The 14,746-nt window shown below is 65.7% G+C and carries 15 protein-coding genes; 9 read left to right on the top strand and 6 right to left on the bottom strand.

All coding sequences use genetic code 11. The features are described from left to right. The coding region (crp, locus tag AC2VOP_RS18935) for a cAMP-activated global transcriptional regulator CRP (protein ID WP_486962396.1) at positions 1–613 on the bottom strand (613 nt) is incomplete at its 3' end. 184 nt (positions 614–797) lie between these two features. Next, positions 798–959 (bottom strand): hypothetical protein, encoded by a 162-nt coding sequence (locus AC2VOP_RS18930; protein ID WP_486962395.1) that lies wholly within the window; start codon positions 957–959, stop codon positions 798–800. Between the two features lie 226 nt (positions 960–1,185). On the opposite strand from AC2VOP_RS18930, the gene nth reads away from it, so the two are divergent. The 4 genes from nth (at position 1,186) to marP (ending at position 4,618) form a co-directional block, all read left to right on the top strand. Further along, positions 1,186–1,875, top strand: a complete 690-nt coding sequence (gene nth / locus AC2VOP_RS18925) for an endonuclease III (RefSeq protein ID WP_486962394.1) — start codon at positions 1,186–1,188, stop codon at positions 1,873–1,875. Beyond that, complete coding sequence (locus AC2VOP_RS18920; protein WP_486962393.1) at positions 1,872–2,534, top strand: TlpA family protein disulfide reductase; 663 nt, start codon at positions 1,872–1,874, stop codon at positions 2,532–2,534. Before nth ends, AC2VOP_RS18920 begins: the two co-directional genes overlap by 4 nt. Before the next feature lie 78 nt (positions 2,535–2,612). Further along, positions 2,613–3,434 carry an NUDIX hydrolase gene (locus AC2VOP_RS18915; RefSeq protein ID WP_486962392.1) on the top strand — a complete coding sequence of 274 codons (822 nt, stop codon included), beginning with the start codon at positions 2,613–2,615 and terminating at the stop codon, positions 3,432–3,434. Then, positions 3,431–4,618, top strand: coding sequence for an acid resistance serine protease MarP (marP, locus tag AC2VOP_RS18910; RefSeq protein WP_486962391.1), 1,188 nt, complete (start codon positions 3,431–3,433; stop codon positions 4,616–4,618). Before AC2VOP_RS18915 ends, marP begins: the two co-directional genes overlap by 4 nt. On the opposite strand, the gene AC2VOP_RS18905 is transcribed toward marP, so the two are convergent. Beyond that, the gene (locus AC2VOP_RS18905; protein WP_486962390.1) at positions 4,611–5,588 is read right to left on the bottom strand and encodes an alpha/beta fold hydrolase; all 978 of its coding nucleotides are present in this window, start codon (positions 5,586–5,588) and stop codon (positions 4,611–4,613) included. The genes marP and AC2VOP_RS18905 overlap by 8 nt on opposite strands. Next, positions 5,588–6,121: a phage holin family protein gene (locus tag AC2VOP_RS18900; protein ID WP_486962389.1), complete on the bottom strand. Its 534-nt coding sequence runs from the start codon at positions 6,119–6,121 to the stop codon at positions 5,588–5,590. Before AC2VOP_RS18900 ends, AC2VOP_RS18905 begins: the two co-directional genes overlap by 1 nt. A gap of 174 nt (positions 6,122–6,295) precedes the next feature. Between AC2VOP_RS18900 and AC2VOP_RS18895 the strand changes: the two genes are divergently transcribed. Then, positions 6,296–7,021: a S1 family peptidase gene (locus AC2VOP_RS18895; RefSeq protein WP_486962388.1), complete on the top strand. Its 726-nt coding sequence runs from the start codon at positions 6,296–6,298 to the stop codon at positions 7,019–7,021. An 84-nt stretch (positions 7,022–7,105) separates the two neighbouring features. Here AC2VOP_RS18895 and acs read toward each other — a convergent pair whose 3' ends face one another. Further along, entirely contained in the window at positions 7,106–9,037 is a 1,932-nt protein-coding gene (gene acs / locus AC2VOP_RS18890) for an acetate--CoA ligase (protein WP_486962387.1), read from the bottom strand. A 97-nt stretch (positions 9,038–9,134) separates the two neighbouring features. On the opposite strand from acs, the gene AC2VOP_RS18885 reads away from it, so the two are divergent. The 4 genes from AC2VOP_RS18885 to AC2VOP_RS18870 all read left to right on the top strand — a co-directional run bounded on the left by AC2VOP_RS18885 (position 9,135) and on the right by AC2VOP_RS18870 (position 13,502). Then, positions 9,135–10,154 (top strand): AraC family transcriptional regulator, encoded by a 1,020-nt coding sequence (locus tag AC2VOP_RS18885; RefSeq protein WP_486962397.1) that lies wholly within the window; start codon positions 9,135–9,137, stop codon positions 10,152–10,154. Positions 10,155–10,362: 208 nt separating this feature from the next. Beyond that, complete coding sequence (locus AC2VOP_RS18880; RefSeq protein ID WP_486962386.1) at positions 10,363–11,523, top strand: phosphoglycerate mutase family protein; 1,161 nt, start codon at positions 10,363–10,365, stop codon at positions 11,521–11,523. Positions 11,524–11,579: 56 nt separating this feature from the next. Then, positions 11,580–12,671, top strand: a complete 1,092-nt coding sequence (locus AC2VOP_RS18875) for a histidine phosphatase family protein (RefSeq protein ID WP_486962385.1) — start codon at positions 11,580–11,582, stop codon at positions 12,669–12,671. A 66-nt stretch (positions 12,672–12,737) separates the two neighbouring features. Then, on the top strand, positions 12,738–13,502 hold the full coding sequence (locus tag AC2VOP_RS18870) for a Fic family protein (RefSeq protein ID WP_486962384.1): 765 nt from the start codon (positions 12,738–12,740) through the stop codon (positions 13,500–13,502). A gap of 478 nt (positions 13,503–13,980) precedes the next feature. On the opposite strand, the gene AC2VOP_RS18865 is transcribed toward AC2VOP_RS18870, so the two are convergent. Continuing rightward, positions 13,981–14,746: HAD-IB family hydrolase (locus AC2VOP_RS18865; protein ID WP_486962383.1), on the bottom strand; the 766-nt coding region annotated here is incomplete at its 5' end.

The following is a 14,746-nucleotide window of genomic DNA, read 5'->3' as shown; positions in this document are numbered from 1 at the left end:
GGATCCAGCCGCGGTGGGCGAAATCGGCCAGTGCCTTGTTCACCGTCTCCCGCGACGCCCCGACCAGTTGGGCGATCTCCTCCTGGGTCAGGTCATGGGTGACACGCAGCGCACCACCCTCCTGGGTGCCGAATCGCTGAGCGAGCTGCAGCAACTGCTTGGCGACGCGGCCGGGCACATCGGTGAAGATGAGGTCGGCCAGGTTGTTGTTGGTGCGACGCAACCGGCGGGCCAACACCCGCAGCAGCTGTTCGGCGATCTCGGGCCGATCGGAGATCCACGCCCGCAGTGCATCGCGGTCCATCGAGACCGCCCGCACCTCGGTGATGGTGGTGGCGCTGGAGGTCCGCGGCCCGGGGTCGAAGATCGACAATTCGCCGAACATGTCCGACGGGCCCATGATGGTCAGCAGATTCTCCCGGCCGTCCGGCGCGCGCCGGCCGATCTTGACCTTTCCGGAGACGATGATGTACAGCCGGTCACCGGGCTCCCCCTCGGTGAACACGGCGTGTCCGCGCGGGAAGTCGACGGGCTGCAGCTGCTGTGTCAGCGCGGCGACGGCGCTGGGTTCGACCCCCTGGAAGATTCCGGCCCTGGCCAGGATCTCGTCCACGTTGCCCCTTAGCTAGATACTCTTGTGACGGTACAAAAACAGCACCGACTTCTACCAACCTTTACCAGCTTCTACCCGGTTGCGGGATGAGTCCAGAGGTAGGCACCAACCGACGTGCCAACGCTACACACGATGAGCTCGCTGAGTGGCTCGAAACCCCAGATTCGCACCCGAAGCCCGAAGGTCAGTCGGCATTCACTTCGCCGTGATCCACGCCGGGGTCTAGCAACACCGTGGCGCGCGCGGCGGCAGCGCCGGCACGGTTGAGCCCGGTTTCAATGCGTTCCAGCCCGACGGTGGCCAGCATCAGCAGCGTGGGGATGGCGGACACCAGCAACCAGGACACAAGCTGAGAGTAAACACGGGGAAGGTCCAGGGCGGGCGGACGAGGTCTCGGTTCGATCACAAATCACCTACCCTGTGGTAGATGGTGGTAGGTGATGATCGACGAGCCCTCCCGTACTTCGCGATCCGCCCCCACTGGACGCACCGTACGCATCGCGCGCGCGGCAGCGTCGTCGAGACGCTGGTCCGCCGAAACCCGGGTCGCGCTCGTGCGACGTGCCCGGCGGATGAATCGCAAGCTAGCGCAGGCATTTCCGAACGCGCACTGCGAACTGGATTTCACCACACCCTTAGAACTGACGGTGGCGACGGTGTTGTCGGCGCAGTGCACCGACGCGACGGTCAACCTGACCACACCGGCGTTGTTCGCCCGTTATCCGTCCGCGCTGGACTACGCGCAGGCGGAACGCACCGAACTGGAAGATCTCATTCGTCCTACCGGTTTCTTCCGTAACAAAGCCACGGCGCTGATTCGTCTGGGCCAAGCACTGGTGGAGCGGTTCGACGGCGAGGTGCCAGCCACCATGGCCGAACTGGTCAGCCTGCCCGGGGTGGGGCGCAAGACGGCCAACGTCATCCTCGGCAACGCCTTCGGGGTGCCGGGCATCGCCGTGGACACCCACTTCGGACGGCTGGCGCGCCGGTGGGGCTGGACCGCCGAAGAGGATCCAGTCAAAGTCGAGCAGGTCGTCGGTGGACTCATCGAGCGTAGCCAATGGACGATCCTGAGCCACCGGGTGATCTTTCACGGCCGCCGGGTGTGCCATGCCCGCAAACCGGCCTGCGGGGTGTGTGTGCTGGCCAAGGATTGCCCGTCGTTCGGCATCGGCCCTACCGACCCGCGGGAGGCAGCCGCCTTGGTCAAAGGCCCGGAGAAAGAGCACCTCCTGGCCCTGGCCCGGGCGGCACATCGATGACCATCTCGGCCCGGTGGACCACCGCAGTCGCGGCGGTGGTTGTGGCGCTGACGGGGGCCCTGATCGCGGGGCTGGCCGTCGAGCTGCGGCACGCGGCGCCGCCGCCGGCCGCGTCCGGACCGGCGACCGTAGCCGAGCGTGCTGACACCGGCGGTGCTCTGGCCGGCCCGCGCAAGCGGGCCGGCCTGCCGCCCTGCCTGGCTGGGTCGAACGACCCTGCGCAACACGGTCCGGCTGCGTTGCGGGGGATCATCGTCGAATGTGCCGCCAACGGCGCGCCGGTCGGCGCCGCTGACGTGCTAGCGGGTCAGCACGGGGGTCAGGTGGTGCTGAATCTGTGGGCCTCCTGGTGCGTGCCGTGCCGGGTTGAACTGCCTGCGATGGCCGAGTACCAGCGGCGAGCCGGCTCGGGCGTGAGGGTGCTCACCGTGCATCAAGACGCCGACGAGGCGGCCGCGCTGGCGCTGCTGGCCGAGTTGGACGTCCGGCTGCCCACTCTGCAAGATGGGCAACGGCGGATCGCGGCGGCGTTGGGGGTCCCCAACGTCATGCCAGCGACCGTGGTGCTGGCAGCGGACGGTAGCGTTGCCCGCATCCTTCCGCAGGCGTTCACCAATCCCGAGGAGATCGCCGCGGCGGTCGGCGGCCCGCGCCAGTGACGACAGCGGCCAGCAGTGACGTGGCCTCCTCGGCCTGCCCGACGACGGGTCAGAGAGGGATGGACGAAGGAGATGCCGGTGAGCGCTGGGGACGCGCCGCTGTATCACGTTGAGCAAGCAGGCCCCACCCGTGCGCTGAGGCCGCTGGATCCGGAAGCAAGCCCACCGTGGCTGCGTCCGCTGGTCGACAACGTCGACCGGGTACCGGCGGCCTATCGGCGCCGGTTGCCGGCCGACGTGCTGGCGATGGTCACGGCGGCAGGCACCACGGCCAGGATCACCGGCACCGGGCGCGACGCGGCGGTGCTGGTGTTGTTCTCTGGTCCACGGTCAGGCGGCGGTAGCGATGCCGCCGATTTGCTGGTGACGGTGCGGGCCTCGACGCTGCGCCATCATGCGGGTCAGGCGGCGTTCCCCGGCGGGGCGACCGAGCCCGACGACCACGGACCCGTGGCAACCGCGCTGCGGGAGGCACACGAGGAGACCGGGGTCGACCCGTGCCGGTTGCGTCCACTGGCCACTATGGAGAGGACCTTCATCGCACCGTCCGGGTTCCACGTGGTGCCGGTGCTGGCCTACTCGGAAGACCCCGGCCCGGTCAACGTCGTCGACCGGGCCGAGACCGCTGTCGTGGCGCGGGTCCCGGTGCGCGCTTTCATCAACCCGGAGAACCGGCTCATGGTCTACCGCGACGCGCACAGCCGCCGATGGGCCGGCCCGGCGTTTCTGCTCAACGAGATGCTGGTGTGGGGTTTCACCGGCCAGGTGATCTCGGCGATGCTGGATGTGGCGGGATGGGCGCAGCCTTGGGACGCGGGCGATGTCCGTGAACTGGACGAAGCAATGGCGCTGGTCGGTGGTGGACGCCACCGAGGTCAACAGGGTGGGACGCAGCGATGACGCCGTCCCAGTGGCTGGACGTCACGGTGCTGGCGGTCGCTTTTATCGCGGCGGTCTCCGGTTGGCGGTCCGGTGCGCTGGGGTCACTGCTGTCGTTCGTCGGTGTGGCGCTCGGCGCTATGGCCGGGGTGTTGTTGGCCCCGCACCTGGTCGACCGGGTCAGCGATCCGCGCGCGAAGCTGTTCGCCGCGTTGTTTCTGATCCTGGCCTTGGTGGTCGTCGGCGAGGTCGCCGGCGCTGTGCTGGGCCGCGCGGTCCGCGGGGCGATTCGTAGCCCCGGCATCCGCGGCATCGACTCGATCGTCGGTACGGTGCTGCAGTTGGCTGTTGTCTTGGTGGCGGCCTGGCTGTTGGCGGCACCGCTGACGTCGTCAAATCAGCCGGCCCTGGCCGCCGCGGTCAACGACTCGCGGGTGCTGCGCGAAGTCAACGATGTGGCACCGCCCTGGCTGAAGACGGTTCCAAAGCGGCTGTCGGCGATGCTGGACAACTCCGGACTCCCGGCCGTGCTGGAACCGTTCAGTCGCACCCCGATCGCTCCGGTGGACGCACCGGATGCCGCGCTCGCCAACAGCCCGGTGGTGGCGGCCGCCGAGCCGAGCGTGCTCAAAATCCGGGGTGTGGCACCGAGTTGTCAGAAAGTGCTAGAGGGTACCGGATTCGTGATCGCACCAACCAGGGTGATGACGAACGCGCACGTGGTGGCCGGCTCGAACAGCGTGACCGTGGAAACCGGTGGGAAATCCTATGACGCCACCGTGGTTTCCTTCGATCCGAAAGTCGACATCTCGATCCTGGCCGTGCCGGAGTTGCCGTCGCCACCGTTGATGTGGGCAGAATCGCCGGCCAAGGCCGACGCCAACGTGCTGGTGCTCGGCTACCCCGGTGGTGGGGTGTTCGAGGCGGTTCCGGCCCGGATCAGGGAGATCATCCCGCTCGAGGGTCCGGACATCTATCGGAACGCAACCGTCGTCCGTCAGGTGTACACCATCAGAGGCACTGTGCAGCAAGGAAATTCCGGTGGACCGCTGATTGACGTCAACGGCAAGGTGCTGGGGGTGGTGTTCGGCGCGGCAGTAGACGATGCCGACACCGGTTTCGTCCTCACCGACAAAGAGGTCGAAAAACAGCTCACCCAAATCGGGAACACCGAGCCGGTGTCCACCGAGACGTGTGTCAGCTGACCTGCGCCAGGAACCGCATCAGGTGGCCGTTGACTTCATCCGGCGCTTCTTCGTGGCTGAAATGCCCCGCGCCCGAGACCGACAGGTATTGACCGTTCGGTGCGCAGCGTCGGGTCCGATCGACCGGGTCGGACAGCACATAGGGGTCGGCGTCGCCCCGCAGGTGCAGCAGCGGGACACCGATGCTACGACAATTCATCGCCCTCATGAACCGCCGGCCTTCGTCGCGGAGCTGGCTGCGCACCGCCCAGCGCTGATACTCCAGTGCGCAGTGCGCCACCGACGGAATCTGGATCGCCCGCCGAAGGTAGCCCATTGTTACCGAGAAGTCTTCGCACGCCTGCCATTTGACACCGGCGCGGCTACGCACCAGGCGCTCGATCTCGGCCCCGTCCCGCCGGGTCAGCGCACGCTCAGGCCAGATCGGTATCTGGTAGCGCAGCAAAGTCGGCAGCAGCGCAGAACCCTGATCGCGCCGATTCAGCACCGACGAGCGCAGCGCGGCGGGATGCGGTGAGCTGACCACCGCAATGGCGTCGACCAGGCGCGGATGAAGCAGCGCGGTCGCCCAGCACACCAGCCCGCCGTCGGCGTGGCCGACCAGGATCGCCGACGAATGTCCCAGGGCTCTGATGAGTCCGGCGGTGTCGCCAGCGAGCGTCCAGCCGTCATAGCCGCGAGGCGGCTTGTCGCTGCCGCCGTAGCCCCGCAAATCGACCGCGACGAGCCGGGCACCGGCCAACCCGCGCAACTGGTGACGCCAGCTCCACCAAAACGAGCCGAAGCCGTGCAGCAGGATCACCAACGGCCGCGCGGTATCGAGGGCCGGCGGCACCGTGCCGAAAGTGCCGGCGGTGTCGTCGTCGATCGGGTTCGCCTCGACGACGTGAAAGCGAATGCCGTTGGCGTGCACGTCGAGATGACGCCACGGCCCGCCGATGCGGGTCATCGACGGATCCGGTGACGGCACTACCAGCCTGACGGGTCAGTGGGTGTCTCGTCGTCGTGCAGCTGGTGCACGTCGCGATGGCCGTCATGGTCCGGGCGAAGCGCGGTGCGCGTCTTTCTGACCGATTCGATGGTCTGCCGCGGCCCCCGGATCCGCCGGACTTTGAGGTAGCCGAACAGCGCCAGGGCAACGGTCACCACCAGCATGATCCCGAAAACGATGAGGTAGGCGGCCCAGTCCTTCAACCAGATGTCGAGCAGTTGGGCCAGGAAAAAGAAGAAAAAGAAAGTGGAGTAGAACAGCACCACCAGGGCGGCGATGAAAAACACGCTGCCGGTCAGACCCTTCTTCACGTCGCGGGTGATCTCCGCGCGGGCCAGTTCGACCTCGGCTCGCACCAGTGTCGACATCTGCGCTGTGGCGTCCTTGACTAGGTCACCCAGCGAGGGGTCCGCCGGCAGCGCATGCGGGTCGACCAGTGGAATCGTGGCCAGGGTGTCGGGTACACCGTTGCGCTGAGTTCTGGCGCTTTTCCTGCGATCAGCCTTGCTCACTGGGCGGTCCTCCCGTTCACTGTCGTCGTGGCTTATGTTGCCATGCGGTACCGGCCGAACGCCCGCAGCCGTGGCACTCGGTCAAATCCCCGGCAGAGCAACGAGGGACATTTGCGCGGGTCACGATAAACTGCTTGCCGGACAGAGGTGGGGCTGACCGATAGGAGTATCGCTGTGCCGACCGCACACCGCTGGGTGCTGCGGGCGATGGCGGCCATGGCGGCGGCGCTGACCTTGGCCGTGGTTGCGACGGTGGCACCTGCCGTGCGACCGGGTCCGGCGGCCGCCGACGACAAGGTGGTGATGGGCGGCGGCGAAGGCATCGTCGTCGACGGCGACACACTGTGCACCTTGACCTCGATCGGTCACGACAGGACCGGGGCGCTGGTCGGTTTCACCTCTGCGCACTGCGGCGGCCCCGGCGCCGAGGTTGCTGTGGAGAAGGCGGAGGGCCACGGCACCGTGGGCACCATGGTGGCCGGCAACGAAAATCTCGACTATGCGGTGATCGAGTTCGACCCGGCCAAGGTGACACCGGTGAGCAATTTCGGCGGTTTCGCCATCGACGGCATCGGTCCGGACCCGATTTTCGGTCAGATCGCTTGCAAAGAGGGTCGCACCACCGGCAACTCCTGCGGCGTCACCTGGGGGAAGGGCAAGGATCCCGGAACCATCGTCATGCAGGTGTGCGGCCGGCCGGGCGACTCCGGCGGTCCAGTCGTGGTGAACAATCTGCTGGTCGGAATGATCCACGGCGCGTTCAGCGAGGATCTGCCGACCTGCGTGATCAAATACATTCCGCTGCACACCCCGGCGGTGGTGGTGTCGATCAACGCAGTCCTGGCCGACCTCGCGGCCAAAAACTGGCCGGGCGCGGGATTCGTCCCGGTCCCGGCCTGACGGTTCACCGCCGACCATGCGCAAAGTCGCACGATCGCCGCCACGATCGTGCGACTTTGCGCATGCTCGGCCACAAGCCAGCGGCTACCGGGCGGCCCGGATGGCCTGCAAGACCCCAGGGTCGACCAGGGTCGAGGTGTCGCCGAGCTCGCGGCCGTCGGCGACGTCGCGCAACAGCCGCCGCATGATCTTGCCGCTGCGGGTTTTCGGCAGCTCCGGCACCACATGGACCGCACGGGGACGGGCGATGGGCGAGATCTCGTCGACGACCCGCTTGCACAGCTCGTCGACGATCGCGACGCCCGCACCTGCGCGACTGCCCACCAGCACCACAAAGGCGCAGATACTCTGACCGGTCTGCTCATCGACGGCACCCACCACCGCCGCCTCCGCCACCGCGGCGTGGCCGACGAGCGCGGACTCAACCTCGGCGGTGGAGATCCGGTGCCCGGACACGTTCATGATGTCGTCGACGCGGCCCAGCACCCAGATGTCGCCGTCGGCGTCATACCGAGCGCCGTCACCGGCGAAATAGAAGCCCTGCTCGGCGAAGCGCGACCAGTAAGCCTCGATGAATCGTCGTCGATTACCCCAGATGCCGCGCGCCATCGCCGGCCACGGTTGATCCACCACCAGGTAGCCGGTGGTGTTCGGCGTCAGTCGGTTCCCGTGATCGTCGACGATCAACACCGAGATCCCCGGCAGCGCAGCCATCGCCGCACCGGGTTTCGTGGCGGTGACACCGGGCAGCGGTGAGATCATCGCCGCCCCAGTCTCGGTCTGCCACCAGGTGTCGACCACCGGTGTCACGTCGGCGCCGATCACCGTCCGATACCAGCGCCAAGCTTCCGGGTTGATCGGCTCACCCACCGACCCGAGCAGCCGCAGACTGGACAGGTCATGAGCGTCGGGAATCTCACGACCCCACTTCATGAAAGTCCGGATCAACGTAGGCGCGGTGTAATAGATTGTCACGCCATATTTTTCGATGATCGCAAAGTGGCGGTGGTGGTCGGGGAAATCGGGTGTTCCCTCGTAGAGAACCTCGGTAGCGCCATTGGCCAACGGGCCGTAAACGCCGTAGGTGTGGCCGGTGACCCAACCGATGTCCGCGGTGCACCAGAAGACGTCGGTGTCGCACTTGAGGTCGAAAATGTAGTAATGGCTGTAGGCGCACTGCACCAGATAGCCACCACTGGTGTGCACAATGCCCTTGGGCGTCCCGGTGGTTCCGGACGTGTAGAGCAAAAACAGCGGGTGCTCGGCGTCGAACGCCTTCGGAGCATGCCCCGGCGACGCCGCATCGATGATGTCGTGCCACCACAGATCGCGGCCGTCGCTCCACGACACGTCGATGCCGGTGCGGCGCACCACCAGTACATGCCCGACGGTCTCAGCACCGGCGAGAGCCTCGTCGACCACGGCCTTGAGCGGCACCGCCTTACCGCGCCGGTACTGGCCGTCGGCGGTGATCACCAGCGTGGCCTGCGCGTCGTCGATCCGGGATCGCAGCGCGTGCGCAGAAAACCCGGCGAACACCACAGTGTGCAAAATCCCCAGCCGCGCGCAGGCCAGCATCGCCACCACGGCCTCCGGGATCATCGGTAGATAGATCGCCACCCGATCACCAGCGACCAAACCGAGATCGGTCAGCGCGTTAGCCGCCCGTGACACCTCGGCGAGCAGCTCGCCGTAGGTGAGGGCGCGGCTTTCGCCGGCCGGCTCACCCTCCCAGTAGATGGCCACCCGGTCGCCGTGACCCGCTTCGACGTGGCGGTCTACGCAGTTGTAGGCGACGTTGAGCTGGCCGTCGGCGAACCACCGCGCGAACGGCGCCTGCGAGTAGTCCAGCACCTGCGTGAACGGCGTAGCCCAGGTGAGCCGGTGCGCCTGGTCGGCCCAGAACGCCAACGGATCCCGCTCGGCCTCACGGTATAACTCCGCACCGGCGTTGGCCTGCGCGGCGAAATCCGCGGACGGCGGGTATGACGCCGGCACAGGATGCGATTCGGTCACTTCTGCTAGCGTAGCGACTCCCCCTTTTTTGCATCCCGTCCCACCCCGGTCTGCGATGACTTTGACGATTGAGGAGAAATACTTGACAATGACGCGCATGCCGCTCGTGCGCGCGACATCGTTGTCGAACTACCCCCGACTTGTTACCGAACTTGGCGGTGACCCGGATAAACTTCTGCGCGCAGTCGGTATCCGCCCGCAGGACATCGACAACTATGACGTCAGCCTACCGGTCTGCGCTGTGCTGGAGGCGATCGAATCTGCCGCAGCCTCCACCGCCACACCAGATTTCGGACGGCGTCTCGCACAACGGCAAGGAATCGAAATCATCGGTCCCGTCGGTGCTGCGGCACGCACCGCGGCCAGCGTCGCTGACGCGTTGGGCATATTCAGCACCTTTATATCCGCGTATAGTCCCGCAATCAAGTTCAGTATGGTGCCACTGGACAATCGAGAACGGTTCTTCCTCAAATTCGAATATTTTGTCGACCGTGTGTCGCCCTCTCCGCAGGGCGTTGAATTGTCGCTCGGTGTTTCGCTCGGAGTGCTGCGGTTTCTGCTGGGCCCCGGCTACAGCCCGCTATCAGTACATCTGCCGCACCAACCACTAACCGCGGTGCAGGATTATGTTGAATACTTCGGCAGCACAGTACATTTCGCCGAACCAAATAGGGGTTTCACGATCTGGGCCGCGGACCTGCGTAGACCTCTGCACCGGGATGACGTTACTCACCGAGCTCTTGTCGAACACCTCAACGCTGTCACCCCCCATGAAACCGCACTCGCAGAATCGGTTCGCGCGATCGCCCGACAGTTGCTGCCCACCGGCCGTGCCACACTCGACGTCATGGCGGTTCAGTTCAACTTGCACCCGAAGATGTTGCAGCGCCGACTCGCCGCCGAGGGAACTACTTTCGCAGCTTTGATCGACCAGGCCCGCAGGGAAGTCGCCGAGCGATACCTGCGCGACACGCAGATCAGCCTGTCCCATCTCGCGCGCGAAATAGGTTATGCCGAACAGAGCGTGCTCACTCGGTCTTGCCGACGTTGGTTTGGCTGCGGTCCCACCGACTATCGCAAAGGTCTGCGACCCACCCCAGTCGATCCAGGTCGTTGAAACTGACACCCAGCATTGGTCAGCCGGCTAGCTGCGGCACCGGCAACTGGCAGATGGGTGGTCGGAGGTTGGAAGTGCACGATCATGCCTCCGTGGCAATCTGTTACGGAACGGCCAAGATGTCTTCAGATGTCAAATTTTTGTCCTGAGCTGTCAAGACATAGCTGAAAAGATTTCCGACAGTATAACTGTGTGGCCTATAAATAGCATGCAGTTGTTCACGAAGCCTTGGTCCACTACCGTCGGTGTCGCCCTCGTCGGCGCCGGTGTCATGGCCGCCACACCGATAACAGCGTCCCCACCCGACGTCCACGTGCCTGCCATCCAGCTCACCGCCGGGGATGCACACACCGACATCGTCATCGATTTCGTGCGGCACGCGCAGATGATCTCACCGTACGATGATCTCCTCACCCCTTCCCCGGACCATCCCGGGGCTCCGATCAGCGAACTCGGCCACCAGCAGGCGCAGGACGTCGCGGACAAACTCTTCAACGAGCTCGGCCCGGTCGCCGGAATTTTCGCCGGGCAAGCTGTCCGGGTGACGGAAACCGCAGCGCCGTTCGCTGATCTGGAGGGCACCGACGGTACCGCCGCCGACGTTCAGATATTGCCCCAGCTCAACGAGGTTGACAGCGGCATCTATGCCCTCGACCCCATTGAAAGCCTGGGCGGCCGGCTGGCCTTCCTCACTGTGGGCGCATGGTCACTGGGCTCGCCGTTCGGGTTGGCGTTGGTGCCGGGCCCGGGCTCTCACGACGCCAACGGGATCGTTTTGGATGAAAGATTCACCGACGGTATTCAGACGATGTACGACCACGCGGTGGATAGCCAGGTCATCAGCGACAACGGCCAGCTCACCGATGTGGCGTTCACCAGCACGGCGGCGCTCTTCGCCTGGACGATGATGAACGTCAAAAACCCCGATCTCCCCTTCTTCCTGGGCCTGATCAAAGAGTCGCACAGTGTCCCGAACGGGCAGTCGACCATTCTGCTGCCCAACACCGCCGTCGTCGAAATCGAGGGCAATCCCACCGATGGCTGGACGTTGGTCAGCTGGGACGGACATGCCATCCCGCAAGATCCGGGATTGTTGACGGACTTCTTCGTCGACGTGCGTGACGTGATGCTGCCGGCACAGACGGCGCTCTGGAACATCTGGGAGGCTGTCCTCAACGGAGATTCCACGACGATCACACACACGGTGCAAAGCGGTTTCGACCAAGTCGGCGTGGCGCTGGCCCAGTTCCCCGGCGCGGTGTTCAACGACATCGCCGACGCCATCCACAATCTCGGTGCCAGCACCAGCGGCCAGGCGGCCGCCGACACCGGTGCGGCGCTCGGCGATCTGCTCGCTGGAGGCATCTGATGCAGGTCTGCCATTGCCGTTACGTCACAGCCGGTGTCGCTGTCGTCGGTGCCAGCATGATCTCCGTCACCCCGATAACTGCGCCCGTGCCCGACGTCCAAGTGCCCGATATCCAGCTCACCGCGGGCGATGAACACACCGACATCGTCATCGACATCCTGCGGCACGGACAACGGCTGCCGCCGTTCGATCAAATGGTCACCCCCTCCCCCGATCACCCCGGACCTCCGCTCAGTGAACTCGGCCAGCAACAGGCGCAGGATGTCGCGAACCAACTTCACAATGAGCTTGGCGACCACGTTGCCGGAATCTTCTCCGGGCAGGCCATCCGGGACATGCAGACAGCCGCGCCGTTCGCTCAACTGGAGAACATGGTGAATGACGTGCAGATATTGCCCGGGCTCAACGAACTCGACAGCGGCATTTACGCGGGCGCCCCGCTCAGCTCGCTTTATGGCTTCCTCTACGAAGTGACTCCGCTGATGTGGACGCTGTTCGGCTTGGTGTTAATGCCTATCCCGGGCTCTGTTGAGGACCCTAACGGGGTGGTGGCCGACGAAAACTTCACCGAAGCTGTCGACACGATGTACAACTACGCGACGGCCCCGGATGACCGGGTCGTCAGCGCCAACGGCGAAATCACCGATGTGGCCTTCAATAACGAGGCGTCGGTGGCTGCCTGGGTAATGCTGAACGTCAAAAATCCCGATATCGCATTCGTGTTACCCCTGGTCATTAAAACGATTATCGACCACAACGATGGATATCCTCTCCTGCCCAACACCGGCATCATCCAAGTCGAGGGCAATCCCACCGACGGCTGGACGCTGGTGAGCTGGAACGGGACACCCATCCCACAAGAGCCAGGTCTACTGACGGAGCTGCTCATCGCCTTGCGTAGCCTGGTCGTGGCGCCGCAAACGGCGGCGTGGAACATTCACGAGTCGGTCCTCACCGGCGATCCGGCGACGATCGAGAGCGCGCTGACAGCCGGCCTGCGCAACGTCGGCGCAACGATGGTTCAGTTCCCCGTATCGGTGTTCAACGACATCGTGGACGCTCTGCGGAATCTCAGCACCGACGCCGGCGGACAGGCGGCGGGCGAGACGGCCCCGACGCTCAGCGATGTTTTGGCGTCATTGATCTGAGCAGCGGCGCGTACCTGCGGCCCTGTGGCGATAGATCACCGGCGCCGGCCGGTATCGTGACTCGGCGTGACCGACCCTCTGGCCCGCCTGCTGGAGCTGCCCGGGGTGGCCGACGCCAGCGAACAGGCGCGCGCGGAACTGGGCCGGGCACATCGGCATCGGGCCAACCTACGCGGCTGGCGGGTGACCGCCGCTGAGGCGTCGCTGCGGTCGGCGCGGGCGTCGTCGGTGCTCGACGGCGGCCCCACCCAGGTGGATGCCTCCGCGGCCGACGATCCGGTGTTCGCCGGAGCGCTCCGCGTGGCACAGGCCATGGAAGGCGGCGAGACCGCCCTGGTCGGTGTATGGCAGCGGGCACCGCTGCAGGCACTGGCTCGGCTGCACGTCTGGGCGGCGGCGGACCAAGCCGACGAGGACCATCTCGGACGGCCGCGGGCCGGAGCCGACATCGGGCCTCGCCTGGAGATGCTGGCCGAACTGGCCACCGGCGGGACGCGGGTGCCGGCACCGGTGTTCGCCGCGGTGGCGCACGGCGAGCTATTGACGCTGGCCCCGTTCGGAAGCGCCGACGGACTGGTGGCCCGTGCGGTATCACGGCTGGTAACGATCGCCAGTGGACTAGACCCGCATGGACTGGGCGTGCCCGAGATGATCTGGATGCGCGGCGCAGGTGAGTATCGCGACGCCGCGGGCGGCTTCGCCGCCGGTACGCCAGACGGCCTCACTGCATGGCTGCTGCTGTGTTGCCGTGCGCTGCAGGCCGGCGCGCGGGAGGCCTTGAAAATTGCCGACTCGATTGCTGCGACCGGGGTTAAAGACACTTCGCGCTGACGTTCGCGCTCTGTCGGAAGGTTGCCGAAGGCTGTCGAAGGCTGTCGGCAGTATAAAAGCGGGCGGCGCTCCGCTATCTCCGGTTCGCCGCCCGCTAGCACGAACTACGGTTACCAAGCGTGCGACACGGGTTGCGTGGGTGGCCTCGGCGATCTTGCAGTGCGCTTCGGTTCGCGGCCCCACCCAAAGGACCGCCGGATCCGTTCGCTCTCCGCAATAACGCAGGCCCACAACACTTCTGCCATCTTCGCGGCTGTGGCTAAGCGTGGGTACCGACGTTCGCGCTAGGACGCCTGGTTCGGGAGATCGATCCTTCTCTTCCGGATCGACCCTGGCCTCACCGGGCTTCCGTGGTTCCTTTGTACTACGTGGTCCATGACACAGCAAGGCCCAATTCGTTACGACGTGTTACGGGTTGTAACCGGTTGTGACGGGCTGCGTCGCCGTGCCCGATCGGGGCGGATAGGGCGCCGGAGCGTCAGTACGCCAGTCGGCGCAACAGCGAGTAGGTAAGCGCCCCAGCGGCTACCGCGCCGGCACCCAGCGCCGCTGTGGTCACCACGGCGCCCGGGGCTGTGCTGATCCGGTCCCGCAGAGAAACCGGCCGAGAGAACGTCAGCACCGGCCAGCCGTGCGCAGTTGCCTCCTTGCGCAGTGCACGGTCGGGGTTGACCGCGGTCGGGTGGCCGACGGCTTGCAGCATGGGCAGGTCGGTGATTGAGTCGGAATAGGCGTAGCAGTGTTCGAGTGCGTATCCCTCCTTGGCCGCCAGTTCGCGGACCGCCTGCGACTTGCCCTCGCCGAAGCAGTAGAAGGCAACTTCGCCGGTGTACTTGCCGTCCGCGAGCACCATCCGGGTCGCCATCGCATGGGTGGCGCCCAGCGCACGAGCGATAGGTGCCACGATCTCCTCGCCGGACGCAGACACCACCACCACGTCGCGGCCGCACAGCTTGTGGTCGGCGATCAACTCGGCGGCCTCGGCGAACACCAGCGGAGTAACGATCTCATGCAGTGTCTCGCCGACGATCGCCTTGACCTGTTCCACGTCCCAACCGGCGCACATGTTGGTCAGGTGCACACGCATCCGCTCCACCTGGTCGTGATCGGCGCCGGCCACCAGGAACAGGAACTGGGCGTAGTTCGCCTTGAGGACGGTTCGGCGGTTGATCAGCCCATGGTCGAAGAAGGGTTTGCTGAACGCCAGCGTGCTGGATTTGGCGATCACCGTCTTGTCGAGGTCG

It is taken from the genome of Mycobacterium sp. TH-M106 (assembly GCF_057473765.1).
This window is presented reverse-complemented; position numbering and strand designations above follow the sequence as displayed.